Raw genomic sequence first — 17,049 nt, forward strand, 5'->3', positions numbered from 1 at the left:
TGACAATCAGGCAAGCAACCAGGGCGCCCGCCGATGCCGCGGCACCCAGCAACCGGCGCTGCCCGCAAGCCCGTTCATGCCGGCGCGTGGTGGGACGCGGTGAGCAGGGCGCGCAGGGACGCGGTGTCGGGTGTGTCGGCGACGGCCGCGTCGATGGCGTCGTCCATGGCCTTCTCCCACGACTCGGGGAGCGACAGTCCGGGCTGCTCCGACCAGCCGATGTCCGGCCTGGCCTGCCCGGACTCGGCAAGGCGCAGGTGCACCAGACCCGCGAGGGCGTCGAAGATCCTTGGCCGGATGAAGTTGCGTGCGGACTGCCCGGTCAGTCGTGTCGCCTGGTGCGGCTTGGGCATGCGGTCGGCGACCTCCGGCCAGAGCAGGCCGCGGTCGAAGGCGTCGAGTATCTCCTCCAAGCCGGGCAGGAGGTCGTCGGTCACCTCGCCGGTCGTGCCATCCCGGCGTACGGCATCCGTCACCGCGCCGCCCGCTCCCCGCGCCGAGGATCGAAGTGCCCTCGCCACGGCCACCCGCAGTGGGTCGGACCAGCCCTCGGCGTCGGCGATCGCGCGGGCCATGGTGAGTTCGTCCCAGCTCACGCGCAGCGACAACGCCGACTCCCCGGACAGCGTGCGCGCCTCCAGTTCAGTGAACAGCCGGTCGGTGTCGCGCAGCAGGGCGAGGCCGGTGGTCTCGTCGGTGGGCTCGTCGGGCCGGTCGTCCGCCGGGAGCTGTTCGAGCCGGGCGATGCGTTCGGCTGTCGGAGGGTGCGAGTCGTACGGGTGCGGTCGCGGCGGGCGCTGTCCGGCGGAGAGGGCGGCGAGTCGTTCCCCGGTGCGTGCGGCGAGCAACCGGCGGAAACCGCCGTGCACTTCGCCCACCGGCGGGAGCGCACCCAGCGAGATGCCCATCGCGGCGTACGTCTCCAGGTAGTGGGTGTGGGCGCCGGTGAGCACCGGAATGGCGCGTAGGGCGGCGACCGTGGTGTCACGACCGGCGTGCCGGGCCGCCATCCGGTCCGCGGCGAGTTCCTGGTGGCGAGCCACGGACTGGGTGGTCCGCAGATACAGCCGGGCGTAGCCGACGTACAGGGCGCCGATCGCCTGATGGAACTCGGTGCTGCCCTCCTGGAACGCCTCCACCGTGTGCAGGAGCGCCGCGCGGCCGCGCATGGTGACGCCTCCGAGCCGGGTGTCGAGGTTGCCGTAGTGCCCGAACTCGTGGGCGAGGACGGCGCGCAGCTGTGGGACGGTGAGTCCGGCGAGCAGCGGGAGCCCCAGATACATCCGGCGTCGTCCGTGCAGCAGTCCGAGCATGCGGCTCTGTTCGGCGACGGCCGCGTTGACCTCGGCGACGAGGTAGAGCTCGTCCGGCGGCCGCTGTCCCGTCACCTCGGCTGCCGCCCGTACCTGCTCCCACAGCACGGGCTGGTCCTCGGGGGTGACCGCCACCCCCTCCGGGACCGGCCCCAGTCGGCCGGCCCGCAGGAACGTGAACAAGCCACGCAGAATCGCCGCGGCCAGCAGGACCGTGACCGTCAGCACCGTGCCCCCGATCCACGCCGCCCTGTCGGTGACCGGGTGGGTCAGCACCAGCCAGTCGAGCACGGCCATGGCCGACAGCAGTGCCAGGCCCATGAGGAAGAAGCCCAGCAGCAACACGAACGCGCGGACCGCGCGCAGCCGAAACGCCATCGAGGAAATCCCCCACCCACCTGGTTCACCAGCCCGAACGGGCCGGAAGCGCTCGGGATACTACCCGCGGCCCGCCGAGCCGCGGGGGCCGGGGAAACGCCGTCCGGCCTGGGGAGTGCGGTGAGGGGCGCCCGGGGCGGGGCGGTCTGGAGGTCGCTGTGGGTCCCGGAGGATCGGTGAACCGCGCGCGCCACTATGGTGATCCGATGGCATCGATCAAGAAAATCCAGGTCACCTTCGACTGCGCTGAGCCGGAGCGTGTCGCTCGTTTCTGGTGCGAGGTGCTGGGGTACGTCCTACCGCCGCCGCCGAAGGGCTTCGCTTCCTGGGGCGACTTCGATCGCTCACTGCCGTCCGAGCGTCGCGGGGCGGCGTTCGCCTGCATGGACCCGGAGGGTGTGGGGCCGCGGCTGTTCTTCCAGCGCGTTCCGGAAGGCAAGGTCGTCAAGAACCGGGTTCACATCGATGTGCGGGTCGGCACCGGGCTGGTGGGCGAGGAGCGTGTCGCCGCCCTCGAAGCCGAGTGCGCGCGCCTGGTCGCCCTCGGCGGGGTGCGCGTACGGCTCCTGACGGCCGACGAGTACAACGAGTCCTGCCTGCTGATGCAGGACGTCGAGGGCAACGAGTTCTGCCTCGACTGAGGGACCGCGCACCGTCGCACTGCGGTGGAGCCTCAGGGGCTCGCCCGTCGGTGAGCCGGGTGGACGTGGGCAGGAACGCATCGGCGCTCGCCGAGTCGTAGGCGATGTGGAATGTGTCCAGCCCCGTCACGCCGGCGGCTGGGCGAGTCTGGCGGCCACGGCGTCCAGGACCCAGTCCAGGCCGGTGGCGAAGGTTGTCTCGGCATCCACGTCCGTGCCGTCGTGGACGGCCTTGCTGAGCGCGGGGAAGCGGCCCGTGGCCAGCATCCTCGTCACATGCGGGCCGTTGGCGCGCTGCCAGTCGTGCTTGGACAGGCCCGTGGCCCGCTCGGCGCGCAGGTTCGCGATCTCACGTCTGATCGCACCGGTGAAGTAGGCGCTGACCGTCTCCACGGCACGCATGACGGTGTCGATGTCGGCGAGGCCGTCGAGGGCGGACAGCGTGGCCTCGGCGACGGCGAGCCCGTTCGGGCCCAGGGCCGGGCGACCGCCCAGCAGGTCGGCCAGCCAGGGGTGCCGGAGAGCGGCCTGTCTGGTGCGGTTGGCCAGTTCGCGCAGTGCCTCGCGCCAGTCGGCGGGCTGCTGCTCGGGGACGATCTCGGCCTGGACCGCGTCCACCATGAGGTCGAACAGCTCGTCCTTGGTGGAGATGTACCCGTACAACCGCATCGGGCCGGCGTCGAGCCGGGCGGCGACCTTCCGCAACGACACCGCTTCCAGCCCGCCCTCGTCGGCCAGCGCCACGGCGGCGGCGACGATCCGCTCCCGGTCGAGCGGCACGGGTCGAGTCGGCGGCTCCGGCCGGTCCCACACAGTCATGGACACATCGTACTGTTGCGATGCGCTGTATCGCGGCAATACAGTGTATCGACATGAGACAACGCATCGCGGTGGTCGGGAGCGGTCCCGCCGGCCTCACCTTCGCCCGTGTCCTGCATCGCCACGGCCACCCGGTCACCCTCCTCGAACGTGATCCCAGCCCCGATGCCCGTCCGCCGGGCGGCACGCTGGACCTGCACGAAGGGCTGGGCCAGCTCGCCCTGGACAAGGCCGGGCTGCTGACGGAGTTCCAGGGGCTGTCCCGCCCCGAGGGGCAGGCCATGCGCATCCTGGACACCGACGGGACCGTCCTGCGCGACTGGCACCCCGGCCCGGACGAGCGAGCCAATCCCGAGATCGACCGCGGGCAACTCCGTGACCTGCTGCTCGGCCCGCTCGACGTGCAATGGGGGAGGGGTGTGGCGCGGGTGGTGCCCGGGACCGTGGACGGCACCCTGGTCCACTTCGCGGACGGGCGGCAGGAGGCCTTCGACCTCGTGGTCGGCGCGGACGGCGCCTGGTCCCGGGTCCGCGCGGCCGTCTCGTCGGCGACGCCGCAGTACACCGGCGTCACCTCGGTGGAGACCTCCCTCGACGAGGTCGACACCCGCCACCCCGACCTCGCCCGGCTGATCGGCGACGGTTCCGTGGCCGTGTACGGAGCGAACCGCTCCCTGGTCGCCCAACGCAACAGTGGCGGACACGTCAAGGTGTACGCCAAGTTCCGCGCGCCGCTGGACCGGCACACGGACCCGGATCCGGTCGACGCCGAGGCCCTGCGATCGAACCTGCTGGCTCTGTTCGACGGCTGGGCCCCTTCCGTCCTCGACCTCCTCCGGCACGGCACCGCCTTCGTCCACCGCCCCATCCACGTCCTGCCCGTGTCCCACACCTGGCCCCACGTCCCCGGGGTGACGCTGCTGGGGGACGCCGCCCATCTGATGCCCCCGTTGGGAGCGGGCGCGAACCTCGCGATGCTGGAAGGCGCCGAACTCGCCGAGTACCTGGCCGCCGACCCCGGAGATCCGGACAAGGCCGTCCGCGCCTTCGAGGAACAGATGTGGGCACGGGCCGGTAGATGGGCGAGGATCACGGCGGCCGGTCTGGAACGCCTCGTGAGCCCGGACCCCGCCGAGGCCCTCGCGCTCTTCGACGAGGTCCAGCCGTCCTGACCGCGCCGCGCGCGAGAACGAAGCCCGGGACATCGAGGGGGTCGCGGTGGGGGCGGCGGGTCTGCACAAGCTCCAACGGGCGGAACTCGCCTCAGATCCAGGCTCTGCGCCTGATGTCGGTGGGCATATCCCCGAGCGGCTTACGTCGCTGGGTGCGCTTGTCGCAGGCAGCACGCGAGGTCGCGGAACGCCGGCTCTGAGCAGCGCGGGCCTGCTGCTCGGGTCGGTCGCTCGGACCGGTCGGCGGGGTCTCCAACCGGCCCCTCACCCACCGCTCCTGACGCCGGACGGCCCCGCATCCGTCTCCTCGGCGAGCCACGTGGCGCACTCCCTCATCCGGTGGCGATCCTCCGGGAACCAGCTCTCCCACGGTTCGTCCAAGGTCAGCCAGGCAGCAGCCTGTCCCTCTTCCGGCGTCAGCGGCGTATGCCGATCGACGATCGCCAGGAACGACAGCCCCAGGGTCGCCGACCAGCCACGGCGATACGAGCGCGCAGTGACCGCCGCCGGGCGCGCGAGGAGGTCCGTCCGCACACCGGTCTCCTCGAACAACTCGCGGCTGGCAGCCTCGCGTTGCGTCTCGCCGGGGTCGACCTTGCCACCCGGCGGCACCCATCCGCGCCAACGGTGACTCACCAGCAGCACGTGCGTCAGGCCCGGGTCGAACACCCACACCTCGGTGGCGAGCGGCCCGTCCAGGACCGCCTCGGGGCGAGCGAACCAGGCCAGGGCGTCGTCGTACACGGCCCGCGCGGCCCGCGCTTCGTCGAAGGCGGCTCGCAGGGCACGTTGCTCGATCGATCGGCGGGTCATCTGCCGCACACTACGACGCCCCACTGACAACGCCCCGCTGGCGAGGCGAGGCGAGGCCGTGTCCAGTGGCCATGAAGCGGGCGCCGCGCGGGCCCGCCGAAAAAATATGCGCGAGCGTGTCGATCCAGGCAGGCTCCGTACGACGCACAGGTGAGAGCACGACCCATACGAGAGGTGAAGGCCATGCCCAAGGTGCGCGTACACAACGTCACGATCTCCCTCGACGGCTTCATGGCCGGTCCGAACCAGCGACTGGACGCCCCGTTCGGCGACGGTGTCGGCTGGGGCGACGAACTGCACAGCTGGTTCATGTCCGCGTCCCAGGACGCGGCGGCCGGCAAGACCGGGACCGACGTCGACCACTTCGTCCGCGGCGATCAGAACATCGGCGCCACGATCATGGGGCGGAACATGTTCGGGCCGCAGCGCGGTCCGTGGCAGGACGAGTCCTGGCAGGGCTGGTGGGGCGACAATCCGCCCTACCACCACGACGTCTTCGTGCACACCCACCATCTGCGCCCGTCGCTGGAGATGGCCGGCGGCACCACCTTCCACTTCACCGACGAGTCACCGCAGACGGTGCTCCAGCGCGCGTTCGACGCCGCGGGTGGCAAGGACGTGCGGATCGGCGGCGGCGCGGCGACCATCCGGCAGTATCTGCGGGCCGGGCTGATCGACGAACTCCACCTGGTGATCGCGCCGATCCTCGTCGGACGCGGGGAGCGGCTGCTGGACGACCTGGGCGAGGGAATCGACGGCTACCGGGTCTCCGAGCTGGTCGGCTCGCCGAACGTCACCCACGCGCTCCTGGTCCGCCGCTGAACCGGCGGGCCGGGCAGGCCTTGTCGCGGGCGGAAGCGCACTCCGCGAGGCGGCTGGTATTACTGATGCATGCAGGAAGAGGCCGCGCGGTCCGCGATCGACACGTTCATCTCCGCTTTCAACGCCTCGGAGGACAGCTATGTCACGGCGCTGCTCTCCCAGGCCCTGACCTCGGACGTCGTCTTCTGGGGACCTCTGGGTCGCAGCGAGGGGATCGAGGCGGTCGAGCGGTTCGTGCTGGACATCCGGCACCATCCGGCGGGGGCCGGAACGATGGTGCGCTGCTCGGCGGTGGACATGCCTGACGAGTGGGCCCGCTACCAGTGGGTCTTCACCACGCCGGACGGCGGCCCCCGCCTCGCGGGCACGGACGTCGTCCATCTGCGCCGGAGCCTCATCGACCAGATCATCGTCTTCGCGGGGGAGATCAAGCCGTCCGACTCCTGAGCCGGCCCGTCCCCGGGCGCGGGGGCGGGCTCGGCTGTCAGTCTTCGGTGAGGGACCGCGGAAGATGCGGTCGCGTGAAACCGTAGCCGCGCTGTAGCGTGGTCACCTTCCGGCGGTGGTGCGGGGGCGGCTCAGCAGGGCGCCCAGGGCGATCATGCCGATGCCGAGGACGAAGTGCAGCCAGTCGTCCGCGTTGTTGAGCGGTACGAAGTTGGCGTCGCTGCCGTGGTCGATGAGCAGGCCGTACAGCCACAGCACCAGATAGATGGCGCCGCCGGCGAGCAGGAAGGTGCGGGCGCCGGAGGCGGTGCGGGCCATCACGACGCCGGCCACTCCGAACGCCAGGTGTACGAGGTTGTGCAGGACGGAGACCTGGAAGATCCCGAGCAGTTCGGCGCCGGAGTCGTGCGAGGCGAACTTCATGGTGTCGTAGTCCGTCGTGATCCCCGGGATGAAGCCCAGGACCGCCACCAGCAGGAACACCGCTCCGACCAGTAGCGCTGCCTTCTGGACCGGGGTTCGAGCGGAACTCGCGTTGCGCGTGCGTGTCGTCATGGCCTGTCGGCTTTCCGCGAGGGGCGCCGGGACAGCACCCGTGCGCACTGGGTACCCCTGTCGCGCGGCTCGGCACACCGTCGAGGGGACGACTTCCGCACTGTGTGTAGGGGGCAGCGTTTACCGCGGCGGGGCCGGGGCATTCGGGAGATGCGCTTCGGACCGATGGCGCCGCCCGGCAGGGATCTCTCCTGGCTGCTGGGGCCCCTGTGTCCCCAGGCGGTCCAGGCAGATCTCTCCACGGGCACCGGAAGACAGCATCCGGAACATGTTCGCAAGGGCCAGCCCGAGACCCGCGTTCAGGAGTGACCACCGTGCTCATGGACTTGATGACGCCGCGCCGCCGCGCCGCACGCGGCTTCCTCGAACCGACTCGCGCGCCGTGCCCGCGCTCCCGTTCCCGTACGGACTGGGGACCTTCCGAGGTGCCCCAGCGCCGGTCCCCCATCGTGATGAGTGCCCGCATCCCCTCAAGCCTCGCATTCCAGGAGCCCTGCTGATGTTGATGCCCCTTCCCGCCACCCTTCGTCGGCTCGTGGCGGAATACGAGAAGCTGGCGGCGACGGCGAACCCGGGTTCGCGACTGAGTGATCTCGAGTACACCCTGTGCGTTTCGACGGGGACGCGAAAGATCGAGGCGGCTCTCGAAACCGCCCGCTCCTACCTCGCCGGCACCGCGGCCGCGCCCGCCGGGAAGTCCACGGCCGCGGCGTCGAAGGGGGCCGCCGGACATGATCGTCAGCCGGTCGCCAGTGAGCGCGTCTTCGTGCGCGACGGTGGCCCGTCGACCGCCCGCCGCAGCCCGATGACCGTCCCCACTCCGGTCCGCCGCCTCACGACGATGCCGACCGCCAAGGATCTCGGGGAGCGCGTCGACGGCTGAACCGACCTGTCGACGGGCGGGCACCGGCGTCAGAGCCGGTGCCCGCCTCGTCATCGGCCCGGAGGGTGGGAGCCCCGCCGCCCGTGAGCGACGGGGCCCAGCCGTCAGCAGGTTGAGTTGGTCTGCGTCAGCAGGCCGAGCCGCCACGGCAGGCTGTTGTAGTCACCGCCCGCGTTCGGGTCCTTGCCCTGGTACAGGTACTGGAGCTTGCAGGCCGGGATCGTGAGGGTCTGGTCGTTCCCGGCGCGGATCATCTCGCCGTGACTGATGTCCCGGGTCCAGGTACCGGCCGGGAACGCCACGTTGTTGGACTTGGCGAACGGGTTGCTCTCGGACGCGGCCAGGGGCGACCAGGAGCCGGCGAGGCTGCTCGACGTCCAGGAGCGGAAGTACCGTCGCCCGTCCGAGGCGATGGCCTCGACCAGGAGCAGGTACTGGTTGCTGCCCTGGACCTTGTACACGTTGCTCGCTTCGAACAGGGCGTACTTGGAGTCCTGGGCCGCGATGGCGGTGTTGGTGAAGCCGTTCGGGAACTGGCCGACCGTGGTCCGCGAGCGGTAGAGGTGGCCGTTGTCGTCGGAGGAGAACAGGTAGCAGTTGGCGCTGTCGCAGATCACCCACATGTCGACCCAGTAACCGTTGCCGATGTTCTGTCGGATGATGTCGGGCATCGACGAGTAGAAGTTGCGCGGGGCGCTCCACCCGTTGGGGTTGCTGATGTCGGGGTTGGTGGAGTACGACGCGTTGCCGGTCTGGTAGACGAGGTACCACAAGCGCTGCGGCGCGTAGTAGAAGACCTGCGGGGCCGCGCGGTACCCGGTGCCGATGGCGCTGCGATCGAGGTAGTGGTGGGTGGCCGAGCCGGCCTGGGACCAGTCACTGAAGTTCAGGTACACGAGGTTGTAGCCGGAGGCGTTGGCGGTGCTCGCGAACACGTGGTACTTGCCATTGTGGTGGACGACCGTCGGGTCCTTGATCCCGGCGATGTTGTGGGTGGCGTCGGGCTTGGGGGAGATGAGGGGTCCGCTGGAGTTCCAGCGGAAGGAGGAGGGGAGCGCCGCGGCCGACGGGGCCGACGGGGCCGACCGCGACCCGGTCCGCTGTGCTGCCGAGGGCGTGCCGCCCATGGTGGTGAGCGTTGACCGGTAGGCGGGCTTCTTGTTGCCGCCGCGGTCGAAGAGGAGAGGGTTCTCGCCGCTGCGCCAGGAGTCGCTGTCGCGGATGCCCCAGACGGTGATGCCGGTGCAGCGTGACACGTTCATGCAGGCCCGCACCGTGTTCGCGTAGGCCGCCGTCGGTGCCTGCGCGATGTCGAGCTCGGTGATCTGGACGTCGACACCGAGCGCCGCGAAGTTCGACAGCGTCGTCTGGAAGCTCGCCGGTGGGCCGCCGGTGCCGAAGTGGGCCTGGAAGCCGACACAGTCGATGGGCACGCCGCGCGCCTTGAAGTCGCGTACCAGGCGGTAGACGCCCTGGGTCTTGGCGTCGCTCCAGTTCTCGATGTTGTAGTCGTTGTAGCAGAGCTTGGCGGAGGGGTCGGCCGACCGCGCGGTGCGGAAGGCCTGCTCGATGAAGCCGGTGCCCAGCACGTCCCGGAAGACCGAGCCGCGCATCTGGCCGCTGCCACCGTCGGCGAAGGCCTCGTTGACCACGTCCCAGGCGAAGACCTTGCCCTTGTAGCGGTTCATCACCGTGGTGATGTGGTTGTTCATCACGCTGCGCAGCGTGTTGGCGTCCCTGATGGAGCTGACCCAGCCGGGCAGCTGCGAATGCCAGACCAGGGTGTGTCCGCGTACGCGCTGTGCGCGCGCGGTGGCCCGGTTCACGATCTGGTCGGCGGGGCCGAAGGTGAACGAGCCGCGGGACCGCTCGGTCGCGTCCCACTTCATCTCGTTCTCCGGCGTGACCGAGTTGAACTCCCGGTCCAGGATTCCGGTGTACGTGCCGTCGCCGAGCCGTCCGGCGGCCACAGCGGTTCCGAAGTACCGCCCGGACTGGGCCGCTTGGGCGCCCAGGGTGGAGGCGCGGACGTCGTCGGGGGCGGCGGTCGCGGCGACGGGCGTCACCAGGGCGGCCACGGCCAGGAGCGACAACACCGAGGCGCGGCGGCGGCCGAGCCGTTTCAGCGGATTCATGGTTCTCCTCGCACGGGTGGGTGGGGGGTTGGGGTGTGCGCTCGTGAGGAGGAAATCAGGGCGTCGACAGTTCGAATCGCGGGATGCGGACCGCGCCGCCGAGCGACTGCGTGGCGTGGTTGAAGAGGGCGAATCGGTAGCCCATGAAGAAGCGCCAGTCGTTGCCCAGCGAGAAGGTGGGCCCGAGCCGGGTGTAGTGGGTGCCGTCCGTGCTGTAGGAGAAGGTGCCGGGGCGCGGTGCTCCGGGGCGGATGTCGGCGGTCGCCCGCAACCAGATCCGGCCGCCCGACACGGTTGCCGCGGCGGCCTCGGTGCCGGTGCCGGTGGTGTTCCAGTTGCCGTCCATGGTCAGGCCGTTGACCATCGCCACCCGTGTCGTACCGCCGTCGCGTCTGACACCGATCCAGGCGGAGGAGTCGCGCAGCAGCGCGAGCCCGGCCCGGTCGCCGTCCCGCATCGCCGAGTAGTCGAGTTCGATGGTGGCGGTGGAGGTGGGGCCCTGGATGCGGTGAGTGAGGGTGTTGCGGGCCCAGTACAGGTCGTTGGTGACGGTCGCGGTCCGCAGGGTCAGGCCGTTGCCGGCCGACCATTTGGTGGGGTCCGGGTTGTGGTTCCACTCCCACCTCGGTGCGAGGGTCGTGCCGGCGAAGGTGTCGACGCCGGTCATGGGGGTGACCGGGCGGGGTGGAGGGGGCACGGCCGGGCTGGGATAGGAGGTGCCCCATGCGCCGTTCACGAGCTGTACGACGGGCCAGCCGTCGGAGGTCCAGCTGACCGGTGCGAGGACGGGCACCCGGCCGCCGGGATAGGCGTCCACGAACGCCAGGTAGTACCAGGAGCCGCTCTGTGTCTGCACGAGCCCGCCCTGGTGCGGTACGCCCCCGCCGGGGATCGGACCGCGCAGGTCGAGCAGGACCTGGCGCATCGTGTAGGGGCCGAAGGGGCCGCTGGACGACTTCAGGATGTACTGCCCGTTCGCGGGCCGGGTCAGGAAGATGTAGTACTGCCCGTTGATCTTGTAGAAGCGGGAGCCCTCAAGGGTGCCGACACTCGACGGTGTGCTGAACACGCGCTGTGTGCGCACCTGTTGGCGGCCGTCGGGGGAGAGCTGGGCCACGCTGATAGTGGTGTTCCCGTATGCCACGTACATCGTGTCGTCGCTGTCGACGAGCAGTCCCGCGTCGTAGTACGGGGTGTTGATCGTGGTCAGCCTGCTCCAGGGCCCCTCGGCGGCGGTGGCGGTGTAGACGTACGTGCGCGCGAAGTCGATCTGGCCGAGCCAGTAGAAGGTTTTGTTGCTCGGACGGTAGGCCAGCGACGACGCCCAGATCCCTCTGACGTAGCCGCGGGCGCCGTTCAGGTCGTACTTGGCGCCGAAGTCGAGAACGGGCACCGAGTGCCCGACGATCTCCCAGTTCACGAGGTCGTACGAGCGCAGGACGGGCGCGCCCGGTGAGTAGTGCATGGTCGAGGCCGAGGCGTAGTAGGTGGCGCCGACGCGGATGACGTCGAGGTCCGCGAAGTCCTGCCAGACCACCGGGTTGGTGTACGTCGAGGCGGCCGCGAGAACCGGTTGCGCGCCGGTACCGGCGGCGGAACTCGGGGAGGCCGAGCCGAGTGGCGCGAAGGCCCCGGCGACGAGACCGCCGGCAGCGGTCAACGCCCGGCGGCGATCCATGAATTGGCGAGGGCATGACATATCGAAGGCCGTTCTCTGCGGGGGAGTGCGGCGGATGGGTGGCCCGTGCTTGTTCGGTATGGCGAACGCTGACTGGCGTGCCGGGCAATCAGGATGATAGGAGGCGGACACATCCCGTCAATACCCTTCGCAGGATTCGCCTGTCAGGGCGAAACCTTTCGGTGCGCCAGAGCGGAAATCATCGGAGGACTCTTGGGCTCGCACCCTCGCTTGTCAGCCAGGTCGATGCAGACAAGGCGTTGACCGGCCTCTTGGTGTTGACAGGTCGGGAAATCTCTCTAGTGTCCGTGGGGCTGACGATCCGAAAGTTGATCGAAGTTTCGAACGCCCCGGCTGGTGACATCTTGATGTCATGGGCATGAAGACGGCAGTGGTCATCCGCTGTCTTTCCGTAGCGGTCGGCTTCGCTTCGGAGGCCCGCTACATCGCCCTCCTCCTGAAAGGAGCCCACGGTGCCCCGAGCATCAGGCAGGCGACTGACCCGTCTCTTCGCGGCGGCCGCCCTGGTGGTCGCCGCGTCCTTCACGGCCTCCACCCACTCCACCGCTACGGCCGCGCCCGGTAGCCCCGCCCTCACCCCACCCCTGGGCTGGAACAGCTGGAACAGCTTCGGGTGCGGGATCACCGAGGCCCAGGTCCGCCAGGCCGCCGACGTCATGGTGTCCTCGGGGATGCGGGACGCCGGCTACCAGTACGTCGTGGTCGACGACTGCTGGTTCGATCCGCAGCGCGACGCGGCCGGGAACCTGCGCGCCCATCCGACCAAGTTCCCGAGCGGGATGAAGGCGCTCGGTGACTACATCCACGGCAAGGGCCTGAAGTTCGGCATCTACCAGGTGCCCGGCGAACGCACCTGCGCGCAGACCACCGGCGCCCACCCCGGCTCCACGGGCAGCAGGGGGCACGAGGCCCAGGACGCCGCCACCTTCGCCTCCTGGGGTGTCGACTACCTCAAGTACGACTGGTGCTCCTCCAGCGGCACCCTCAACGAGCAGATCGCGCGGTTCACACTCATGCGGGACGCCCTGCGCGCCACCGGTCGTCCGATCGTCTACAGCATCAACCCCAACAGCTTCCACGCCATCACCGGCGACAAGTACGACTGGGGGCAGGTCGCCGACCTCTGGCGGACCACCGAGGACCTTCTCGACATCTGGCAGAACGGCAACACCAACAGTTACCCGATGGGCGTCGGCAACGTCCTGGACGTCACCGCGCCGCTGGCCGCGCAGTCCGGACCCGGCCACTGGAACGACCCCGACATGCTCGTCGTGGGCCGCCCGGGCCTGACGCTGACGGAGTCCCGCTCCCACTTCGCCCTGTGGGCGCTCATGGGTGCCCCGCTCATGGCCGGCAATGACATCCGCACCATGTCCGCCGACGTGAGCGCCATCCTGCGCAACCCCCGACTGCTGGCCGTCAACCAGGACACGCTGGGCGCGGGCGGACGCCGAGTGCGCGACGACGGCAACACCGAGGTGTTCGCCAAGCCCCTCAAGGACGGCTCGGTCGCCGTGGGGCTGTTCAACCGGAGCGGCAACACCGCCACGATCAGCACCTCGGCCGCCCAAGTCGGCCTCACCGGAGGGTCGTTCACCCTCACCGACCTCTGGACCGGCGGCACGTCCAGCACGTCGGGACAGATCTCGGCCAGCGTCCCCGCACACGGTGTCGCCGTGTTCAAGGTGACCGGCGGCAACCCGCTGGCCGCCACCACCGCACGCCTGCGCGGCAACGCCTCCGGCCGCTGCCTGGACGTCGACAACGCCTCCACCACGGCCGGGGCCGCAGCGCTGCTCTGGGACTGCCACACCGCCGCCAACCAGCTCTGGACCACCTGGGCCGGCGGCGAGATCCGCGTCTACGGCGACAAGTGCCTGGACGCCTCCAACCAGGGCACCACCAACGGCACCCGGGTCATCATCTGGCCCTGCAACGGCCAGAACAACCAGAAGTGGACCGTCGGCGCCGACGGGACGATCCGCAACGTCCACGCGGGACTGTGCCTCGACGCCAACCAGTCCGGCACCGCCAACGGAACCCCACTGGTCCTGTGGAGCTGCAACGGCCAGCCGGGCCAGAAGTGGACCCGCGTCTGAACGGCCTCCGCACGGGTGCCGTACCGGTAAAGGAGTTCACGGGCGGTCCCGCGACGTTCTGCCAGGGGCCGGGGCAGATCAGTAGGTGATCGCTCGCGCACGGCATGTCTGCCGGCGGATCCCCTCCCGTATCATCAGCGCCACCTGGAGCTGATCAGGTCGGACGTGCCCGTGCCGCGCGTCCGCGGGGAGGGAGTCACGTTGTCCCTGACGGACAAGGCCATCGAGCGGATACGGGAGCTGATTCGGACCGGGGCCCTGCCCCCGGGCTCGAAACTTCCCGCCGAGCCGGAGCTGGCCGCGCAGCTGGGGCTCTCCCGGAACCTCGCTCGTGAGGCGGTCAAGGCGCTGGCGGTCGCGCGGGTCCTGGAGGTCCGGCGGGGCGACGGCACCTATGTGACCAGCCTGCAGCCGAGCGTGCTCCTGGAGGGGCTCGGCGGGGCGGTGGAGCTGCTCCAGGGGGACTCGGTCGCCCTACGGGATCTGATGGAGGTGCGGCGCCTGCTGGAGCCGGTCGCCACGGCCCTTGCCGCCACCCGGATCTCCGAGGCCCAGCTGGCCGAGGTGGAAAGCCACCTGGACGCGATGCGCGAGGCCCGCGATGACGTGGAGCTGCTCAATGCCCACGACGTGGCCTTCCATCGCGCCGTCGTCACGGCCACGGGCAACGAAACCCTCCTGGCGCTCCTGGAAGGCATCTCCGGCCGCACCCTGCGCGCCCGCATCTGGCGGGGCCTGGTCGACGACAAGGCCGCCGGGCGCACTCTCGCCGAGCACGAGGCCATCTTCCATGCCCTGTCCATCCGTGACGCCGCCCTCAGCCAGGCCGCCGCACTGCTGCATGTGAGCAACACCGAGCAGTGGCTGCGGGAGTACCTGCGGGCGGGCGGGACGGTCCCTTTCGGGGTGGACGGCGGGGTGACGGCGGGATGAGGCCCGGGGGCGCGTGGCGCGTGGTCACGGCAGGGGGAGGATGCCGGGAGGCAGGTGACGGCCGGGTTCCGCAAGGAGAGTCGGCGGCAGCTCTCCGGTGTCGGCCTCCCGGAGTTGCGTCAGCAACTGGTTCTGTCCGGCGAGAAGTTCGGTGAGGATGCGGCGGGCGGCGCGCAGGAGGTCGGCGACGTCGCCGCCGGCGAGCGCGTAGCTCACGGTGGAGCCCTCTCGGATGGACACCACGATGCCCGAGCGGCGCAGGACGGCCAGTTGCTGGGAGAGGCTGGAGGGCTCGATGGCGATGTCGGCGAGCAGGTCGCGCACCGGGACGGGCCCGTGCTGGAGCAGCTCCAGGACGCGGATGCGCACCGGGTGCCCGAGCATGCGGAAGAAGTCCGCCTTGGCCTGGTAGAGGGGGACCTGCATGGGTGCTCGCTCCTTGCCGGGGTGGGTCGGAGGGTCTGACGGGTGGGACGAGGCCGCGCGCGGCGGCACCTGACAGGGCGCCGCCGCGGCGGGACGGTCCGGTGAGTACCGATCCTTCTGGCCGGGGGCTCCGGGCGACCACGGATTGGGATCATGTTGATGTGGTGACTTGAAGAAGTCTTCACGTCATGGGCGCGCGCAGGCCCGGCTCAGACGCTCGGCTAGATCTCCAACTGCTCCTCTACGCGCTTCAGTTGATGGCGGGCCATCGCCAGGTTCGCGCGGGCCTTGTCCAGGACGAGATACAGGAACAGCCCGTTTCCGTCGCGGCCCGCCACCAGACGGATGAGGTGGTATTGCCTGTCCATCGTGATCAGGATGTCCTCGATACGGGTCATGAGCCCCAGCTGCTCCATGGTGCGCACCTTGGCCCGGATGACGTCCGTGTTGCCGGCCGCCGCGACCGTGACATCCAGGTCCTTGTCCCCGCCCAGCGTGCCCAACGCCATCCCGCTGGTGTAGTCCACGACCGCGGCCGCCACCGACCCTTCGATGCCGGCCATCATCTCCTTCAGTGATACTTCCACTCCTGCCACGGCGCCTCCCCTTGTGCATGGGTTGTGGCGGGCCGGTGCTGCTTGGCCCGCCCGATGGCCGGACCGTACGGCCGCCACGAGTGCTCCCGCGGGAGGTCTTCGCGACTGCCCCCCGATGACAGTTCGGCGACCCGCCGGGATCGTCGGCCTTCGGTAACTGGTCTGCCGGAGAAAGAAGATGACACTTCCACGGTCAGGCAGAGGGTGGGAATCAGCCGCCGGAATTTCCGGATCTTTGAGTTCCGGTTCTCTCTTCGAGAAAGCGCCGGAATAACAGGTGCCCATCCTCGAACTCCCCGCACTCCCCAAACTGTCCGAAGGCCGGTCCGGAAACCCCGCGAACCGGCCAATCACCCCCTCAACTGCGCCTATGGAGAGGCTTCCGGGGCACTCACTGTGCGAACCGGCTTTATGCCACAGGCAGTTGAGTCAGTGTGAGGAGAGAGGGAATTCATGCGGGGCAGGGGAGTGAAGGCGACTGCGATCGGAACGGCCCTCATCATGGGCAGTGTTGTTCTTTCGGGCTGCGGAAGCGACAGTGATGCGAAGGACGACAAGCCCGCGGCCGCGGCGAGCGCGAGCGGCGGTCAGGAGCAGAGCACGACCGCCGTGCGCAACGCCTACGACAAGACCGCCGACGCCGAGACCGCGAAGATGACCGTGAGGGTGAAGGCCGCTGCGGACGGTCAGTCGATCACGTCCGACGGCAAGGGGGCCATCGACCTCGCGGACGGCGACAGCACCATGACCGTCACGGCCCAGGGCAAGACCATCGAGCAGCGCGTGGTCGACCAGGTGCTGTATCAGAAGGCCCCCGGCCAGGAGAAGCCCAACGGCAAGTCCTGGATGCAGATCGACCTGAAGAAGGTCGCGGAACAGCAGGGCTCGGACCCGGCGCAGATCGGTGACCCGGCCCAGTCCGCCGCCTACGCCAAGGCGATCAGCGACGACGACGTCACGGAGGCCGGTACCGCGAAGATCGGCGGCGTCGACACCCACCGGTACAAGGTCTCGGTGGATGTCGCCCGGCTGCCCGGCGGTACGAAGCTGCGCCAGCAGATCGGCCCGACCCTGCCCATGCAGGTCTGGCTCGACGACGAGGGCCGGATCCGCCGCCAGCAGATCGACCTGACCGTGAAGGCGCCGGCTTCCGCCCAGCCGAAGGCGAGTTCCTCGAACCAGCAGGTCAAGGTCAGCACCGTGATGGAGTTCTCCGACTTCGGCACCGAGGTCGACGCCGAGGCTCCGCCGTCCGACCAGGTCGCCGACATGACCGACCAGGCGCTGCGGAACGGTCAGAAGCAGAGCTGACCCCGCG

The 17,049-nt window shown here is 69.9% G+C and carries 16 protein-coding genes; 8 read left to right on the forward strand and 8 right to left on the reverse strand.

Going from position 1 to position 17,049, the window contains the following annotated elements:
• Positions 1-74: 74 nt before the first annotated feature.
• Entirely contained in the window at positions 75-1,691 is a 1,617-nt protein-coding gene (locus ACZ56U_RS03975; RefSeq protein WP_469082443.1) for a M48 family metallopeptidase, read from the reverse strand.
• A gap of 206 nt (positions 1,692-1,897) precedes the next feature.
• Between ACZ56U_RS03975 and ACZ56U_RS03980 the strand changes: the two genes are divergently transcribed.
• On the forward strand, positions 1,898-2,332 hold the full coding sequence (locus tag ACZ56U_RS03980) for a VOC family protein (RefSeq protein WP_469082444.1): 435 nt from the start codon (positions 1,898-1,900) through the stop codon (positions 2,330-2,332).
• Between the two features lie 126 nt (positions 2,333-2,458).
• Here ACZ56U_RS03980 and ACZ56U_RS03985 read toward each other — a convergent pair whose 3' ends face one another.
• Positions 2,459-3,151, reverse strand: coding sequence for a TetR/AcrR family transcriptional regulator (locus ACZ56U_RS03985; protein WP_469082445.1), 693 nt, complete (start codon positions 3,149-3,151; stop codon positions 2,459-2,461).
• A 53-nt stretch (positions 3,152-3,204) separates the two neighbouring features.
• On the opposite strand from ACZ56U_RS03985, the gene ACZ56U_RS03990 reads away from it, so the two are divergent.
• Positions 3,205-4,323, forward strand: coding sequence for an FAD-dependent oxidoreductase (locus ACZ56U_RS03990; RefSeq protein WP_469082446.1), 1,119 nt, complete (start codon positions 3,205-3,207; stop codon positions 4,321-4,323).
• Positions 4,324-4,587: 264 nt separating this feature from the next.
• On the opposite strand, the gene ACZ56U_RS03995 is transcribed toward ACZ56U_RS03990, so the two are convergent.
• The gene (locus ACZ56U_RS03995; RefSeq protein WP_469082447.1) at positions 4,588-5,136 is read right to left on the reverse strand and encodes an NUDIX domain-containing protein; all 549 of its coding nucleotides are present in this window, start codon (positions 5,134-5,136) and stop codon (positions 4,588-4,590) included.
• 183 nt (positions 5,137-5,319) lie between these two features.
• On the opposite strand from ACZ56U_RS03995, the gene ACZ56U_RS04000 reads away from it, so the two are divergent.
• Both ACZ56U_RS04000 and ACZ56U_RS04005 read left to right on the forward strand, forming a co-directional pair.
• The gene (locus ACZ56U_RS04000) at positions 5,320-5,958 is read left to right on the forward strand and encodes a dihydrofolate reductase family protein (protein WP_469082448.1); all 639 of its coding nucleotides are present in this window, start codon (positions 5,320-5,322) and stop codon (positions 5,956-5,958) included.
• A gap of 69 nt (positions 5,959-6,027) precedes the next feature.
• Positions 6,028-6,405 (forward strand): nuclear transport factor 2 family protein, encoded by a 378-nt coding sequence (locus tag ACZ56U_RS04005; RefSeq protein WP_469082449.1) that lies wholly within the window; start codon positions 6,028-6,030, stop codon positions 6,403-6,405.
• A 102-nt stretch (positions 6,406-6,507) separates the two neighbouring features.
• Here ACZ56U_RS04005 and ACZ56U_RS04010 read toward each other — a convergent pair whose 3' ends face one another.
• The gene (locus ACZ56U_RS04010) at positions 6,508-6,960 is read right to left on the reverse strand and encodes a DUF4383 domain-containing protein (RefSeq protein WP_469082450.1); all 453 of its coding nucleotides are present in this window, start codon (positions 6,958-6,960) and stop codon (positions 6,508-6,510) included.
• 499 nt (positions 6,961-7,459) lie between these two features.
• Between ACZ56U_RS04010 and ACZ56U_RS04015 the strand changes: the two genes are divergently transcribed.
• On the forward strand, positions 7,460-7,843 hold the full coding sequence (locus tag ACZ56U_RS04015) for a DUF5133 domain-containing protein (protein WP_469082451.1): 384 nt from the start codon (positions 7,460-7,462) through the stop codon (positions 7,841-7,843).
• Positions 7,844-7,947: 104 nt separating this feature from the next.
• Here the strand turns inward: ACZ56U_RS04015 and ACZ56U_RS04020 are convergent, their stop codons facing one another.
• Positions 7,948-9,978, reverse strand: coding sequence for a glycoside hydrolase (locus tag ACZ56U_RS04020; protein WP_469082452.1), 2,031 nt, complete (start codon positions 9,976-9,978; stop codon positions 7,948-7,950).
• Between the two features lie 55 nt (positions 9,979-10,033).
• Complete coding sequence (locus ACZ56U_RS04025; protein WP_469082453.1) at positions 10,034-11,677, reverse strand: glycoside hydrolase family 43 protein; 1,644 nt, start codon at positions 11,675-11,677, stop codon at positions 10,034-10,036.
• Positions 11,678-12,129: 452 nt separating this feature from the next.
• Here ACZ56U_RS04025 and ACZ56U_RS04030 point away from each other — a divergent pair, with 452 nt between their 5' ends.
• Both ACZ56U_RS04030 and ACZ56U_RS04035 read left to right on the forward strand, forming a co-directional pair.
• On the forward strand, positions 12,130-13,776 hold the full coding sequence (locus tag ACZ56U_RS04030; protein ID WP_469082454.1) for a glycoside hydrolase family 27 protein: 1,647 nt from the start codon (positions 12,130-12,132) through the stop codon (positions 13,774-13,776).
• 201 nt (positions 13,777-13,977) lie between these two features.
• Positions 13,978-14,709 carry a FadR/GntR family transcriptional regulator gene (locus ACZ56U_RS04035; RefSeq protein WP_469082455.1) on the forward strand — a complete coding sequence of 244 codons (732 nt, stop codon included), beginning with the start codon at positions 13,978-13,980 and terminating at the stop codon, positions 14,707-14,709.
• Positions 14,710-14,733: 24 nt separating this feature from the next.
• On the opposite strand, the gene ACZ56U_RS04040 is transcribed toward ACZ56U_RS04035, so the two are convergent.
• Together ACZ56U_RS04040 and ACZ56U_RS04045 are read right to left on the reverse strand one after the other, a co-directional pair.
• Positions 14,734-15,135 carry an ArsR/SmtB family transcription factor gene (locus ACZ56U_RS04040; RefSeq protein ID WP_469082456.1) on the reverse strand — a complete coding sequence of 134 codons (402 nt, stop codon included), beginning with the start codon at positions 15,133-15,135 and terminating at the stop codon, positions 14,734-14,736.
• Positions 15,136-15,356: 221 nt separating this feature from the next.
• Positions 15,357-15,731: a roadblock/LC7 domain-containing protein gene (locus ACZ56U_RS04045; RefSeq protein WP_469082457.1), complete on the reverse strand. Its 375-nt coding sequence runs from the start codon at positions 15,729-15,731 to the stop codon at positions 15,357-15,359.
• 453 nt (positions 15,732-16,184) lie between these two features.
• Between ACZ56U_RS04045 and ACZ56U_RS04050 the strand changes: the two genes are divergently transcribed.
• Positions 16,185-17,042 carry an SCO4651 family lipoprotein gene (locus ACZ56U_RS04050; protein WP_469082458.1) on the forward strand — a complete coding sequence of 286 codons (858 nt, stop codon included), beginning with the start codon at positions 16,185-16,187 and terminating at the stop codon, positions 17,040-17,042.
• Positions 17,043-17,049: the final 7 nt, after the last annotated feature.

It is taken from the genome of Streptomyces sp. NPDC034103 (assembly GCF_055575395.1).

What these genes read in the sequence shown, in the direction of transcription:
- ACZ56U_RS03975 (WP_469082443.1), bottom strand. Translation starts at nt 1,691, where the DNA reads ATGGCGTTTCGGCTGCGCGCGGTCCGCGCGTTCGTGTTGCTGCTGGGC.
- ACZ56U_RS03980 (WP_469082444.1), top strand. Translation starts at nt 1,898, where the DNA reads ATGGCATCGATCAAGAAAATCCAGGTCACCTTCGACTGCGCTGAGCCG.
- ACZ56U_RS03985 (WP_469082445.1), bottom strand. Translation starts at nt 3,151, where the DNA reads ATGACTGTGTGGGACCGGCCGGAGCCGCCGACTCGACCCGTGCCGCTC.
- ACZ56U_RS03990 (WP_469082446.1), top strand. Translation starts at nt 3,205, where the DNA reads ATGAGACAACGCATCGCGGTGGTCGGGAGCGGTCCCGCCGGCCTCACC.
- ACZ56U_RS03995 (WP_469082447.1), bottom strand. Translation starts at nt 5,136, where the DNA reads ATGACCCGCCGATCGATCGAGCAACGTGCCCTGCGAGCCGCCTTCGAC.
- ACZ56U_RS04000 (WP_469082448.1), top strand. Translation starts at nt 5,320, where the DNA reads ATGCCCAAGGTGCGCGTACACAACGTCACGATCTCCCTCGACGGCTTC.
- ACZ56U_RS04005 (WP_469082449.1), top strand. Translation starts at nt 6,028, where the DNA reads ATGCAGGAAGAGGCCGCGCGGTCCGCGATCGACACGTTCATCTCCGCT.
- ACZ56U_RS04010 (WP_469082450.1), bottom strand. Translation starts at nt 6,960, where the DNA reads ATGACGACACGCACGCGCAACGCGAGTTCCGCTCGAACCCCGGTCCAG.
- ACZ56U_RS04015 (WP_469082451.1), top strand. Translation starts at nt 7,460, where the DNA reads ATGTTGATGCCCCTTCCCGCCACCCTTCGTCGGCTCGTGGCGGAATAC.
- ACZ56U_RS04020 (WP_469082452.1), bottom strand. Translation starts at nt 9,978, where the DNA reads ATGAATCCGCTGAAACGGCTCGGCCGCCGCCGCGCCTCGGTGTTGTCG.
- ACZ56U_RS04025 (WP_469082453.1), bottom strand. Translation starts at nt 11,677, where the DNA reads ATGTCATGCCCTCGCCAATTCATGGATCGCCGCCGGGCGTTGACCGCT.
- ACZ56U_RS04040 (WP_469082456.1), bottom strand. Translation starts at nt 15,135, where the DNA reads ATGCAGGTCCCCCTCTACCAGGCCAAGGCGGACTTCTTCCGCATGCTC.
- ACZ56U_RS04050 (WP_469082458.1), top strand. Translation starts at nt 16,185, where the DNA reads ATGCGGGGCAGGGGAGTGAAGGCGACTGCGATCGGAACGGCCCTCATC.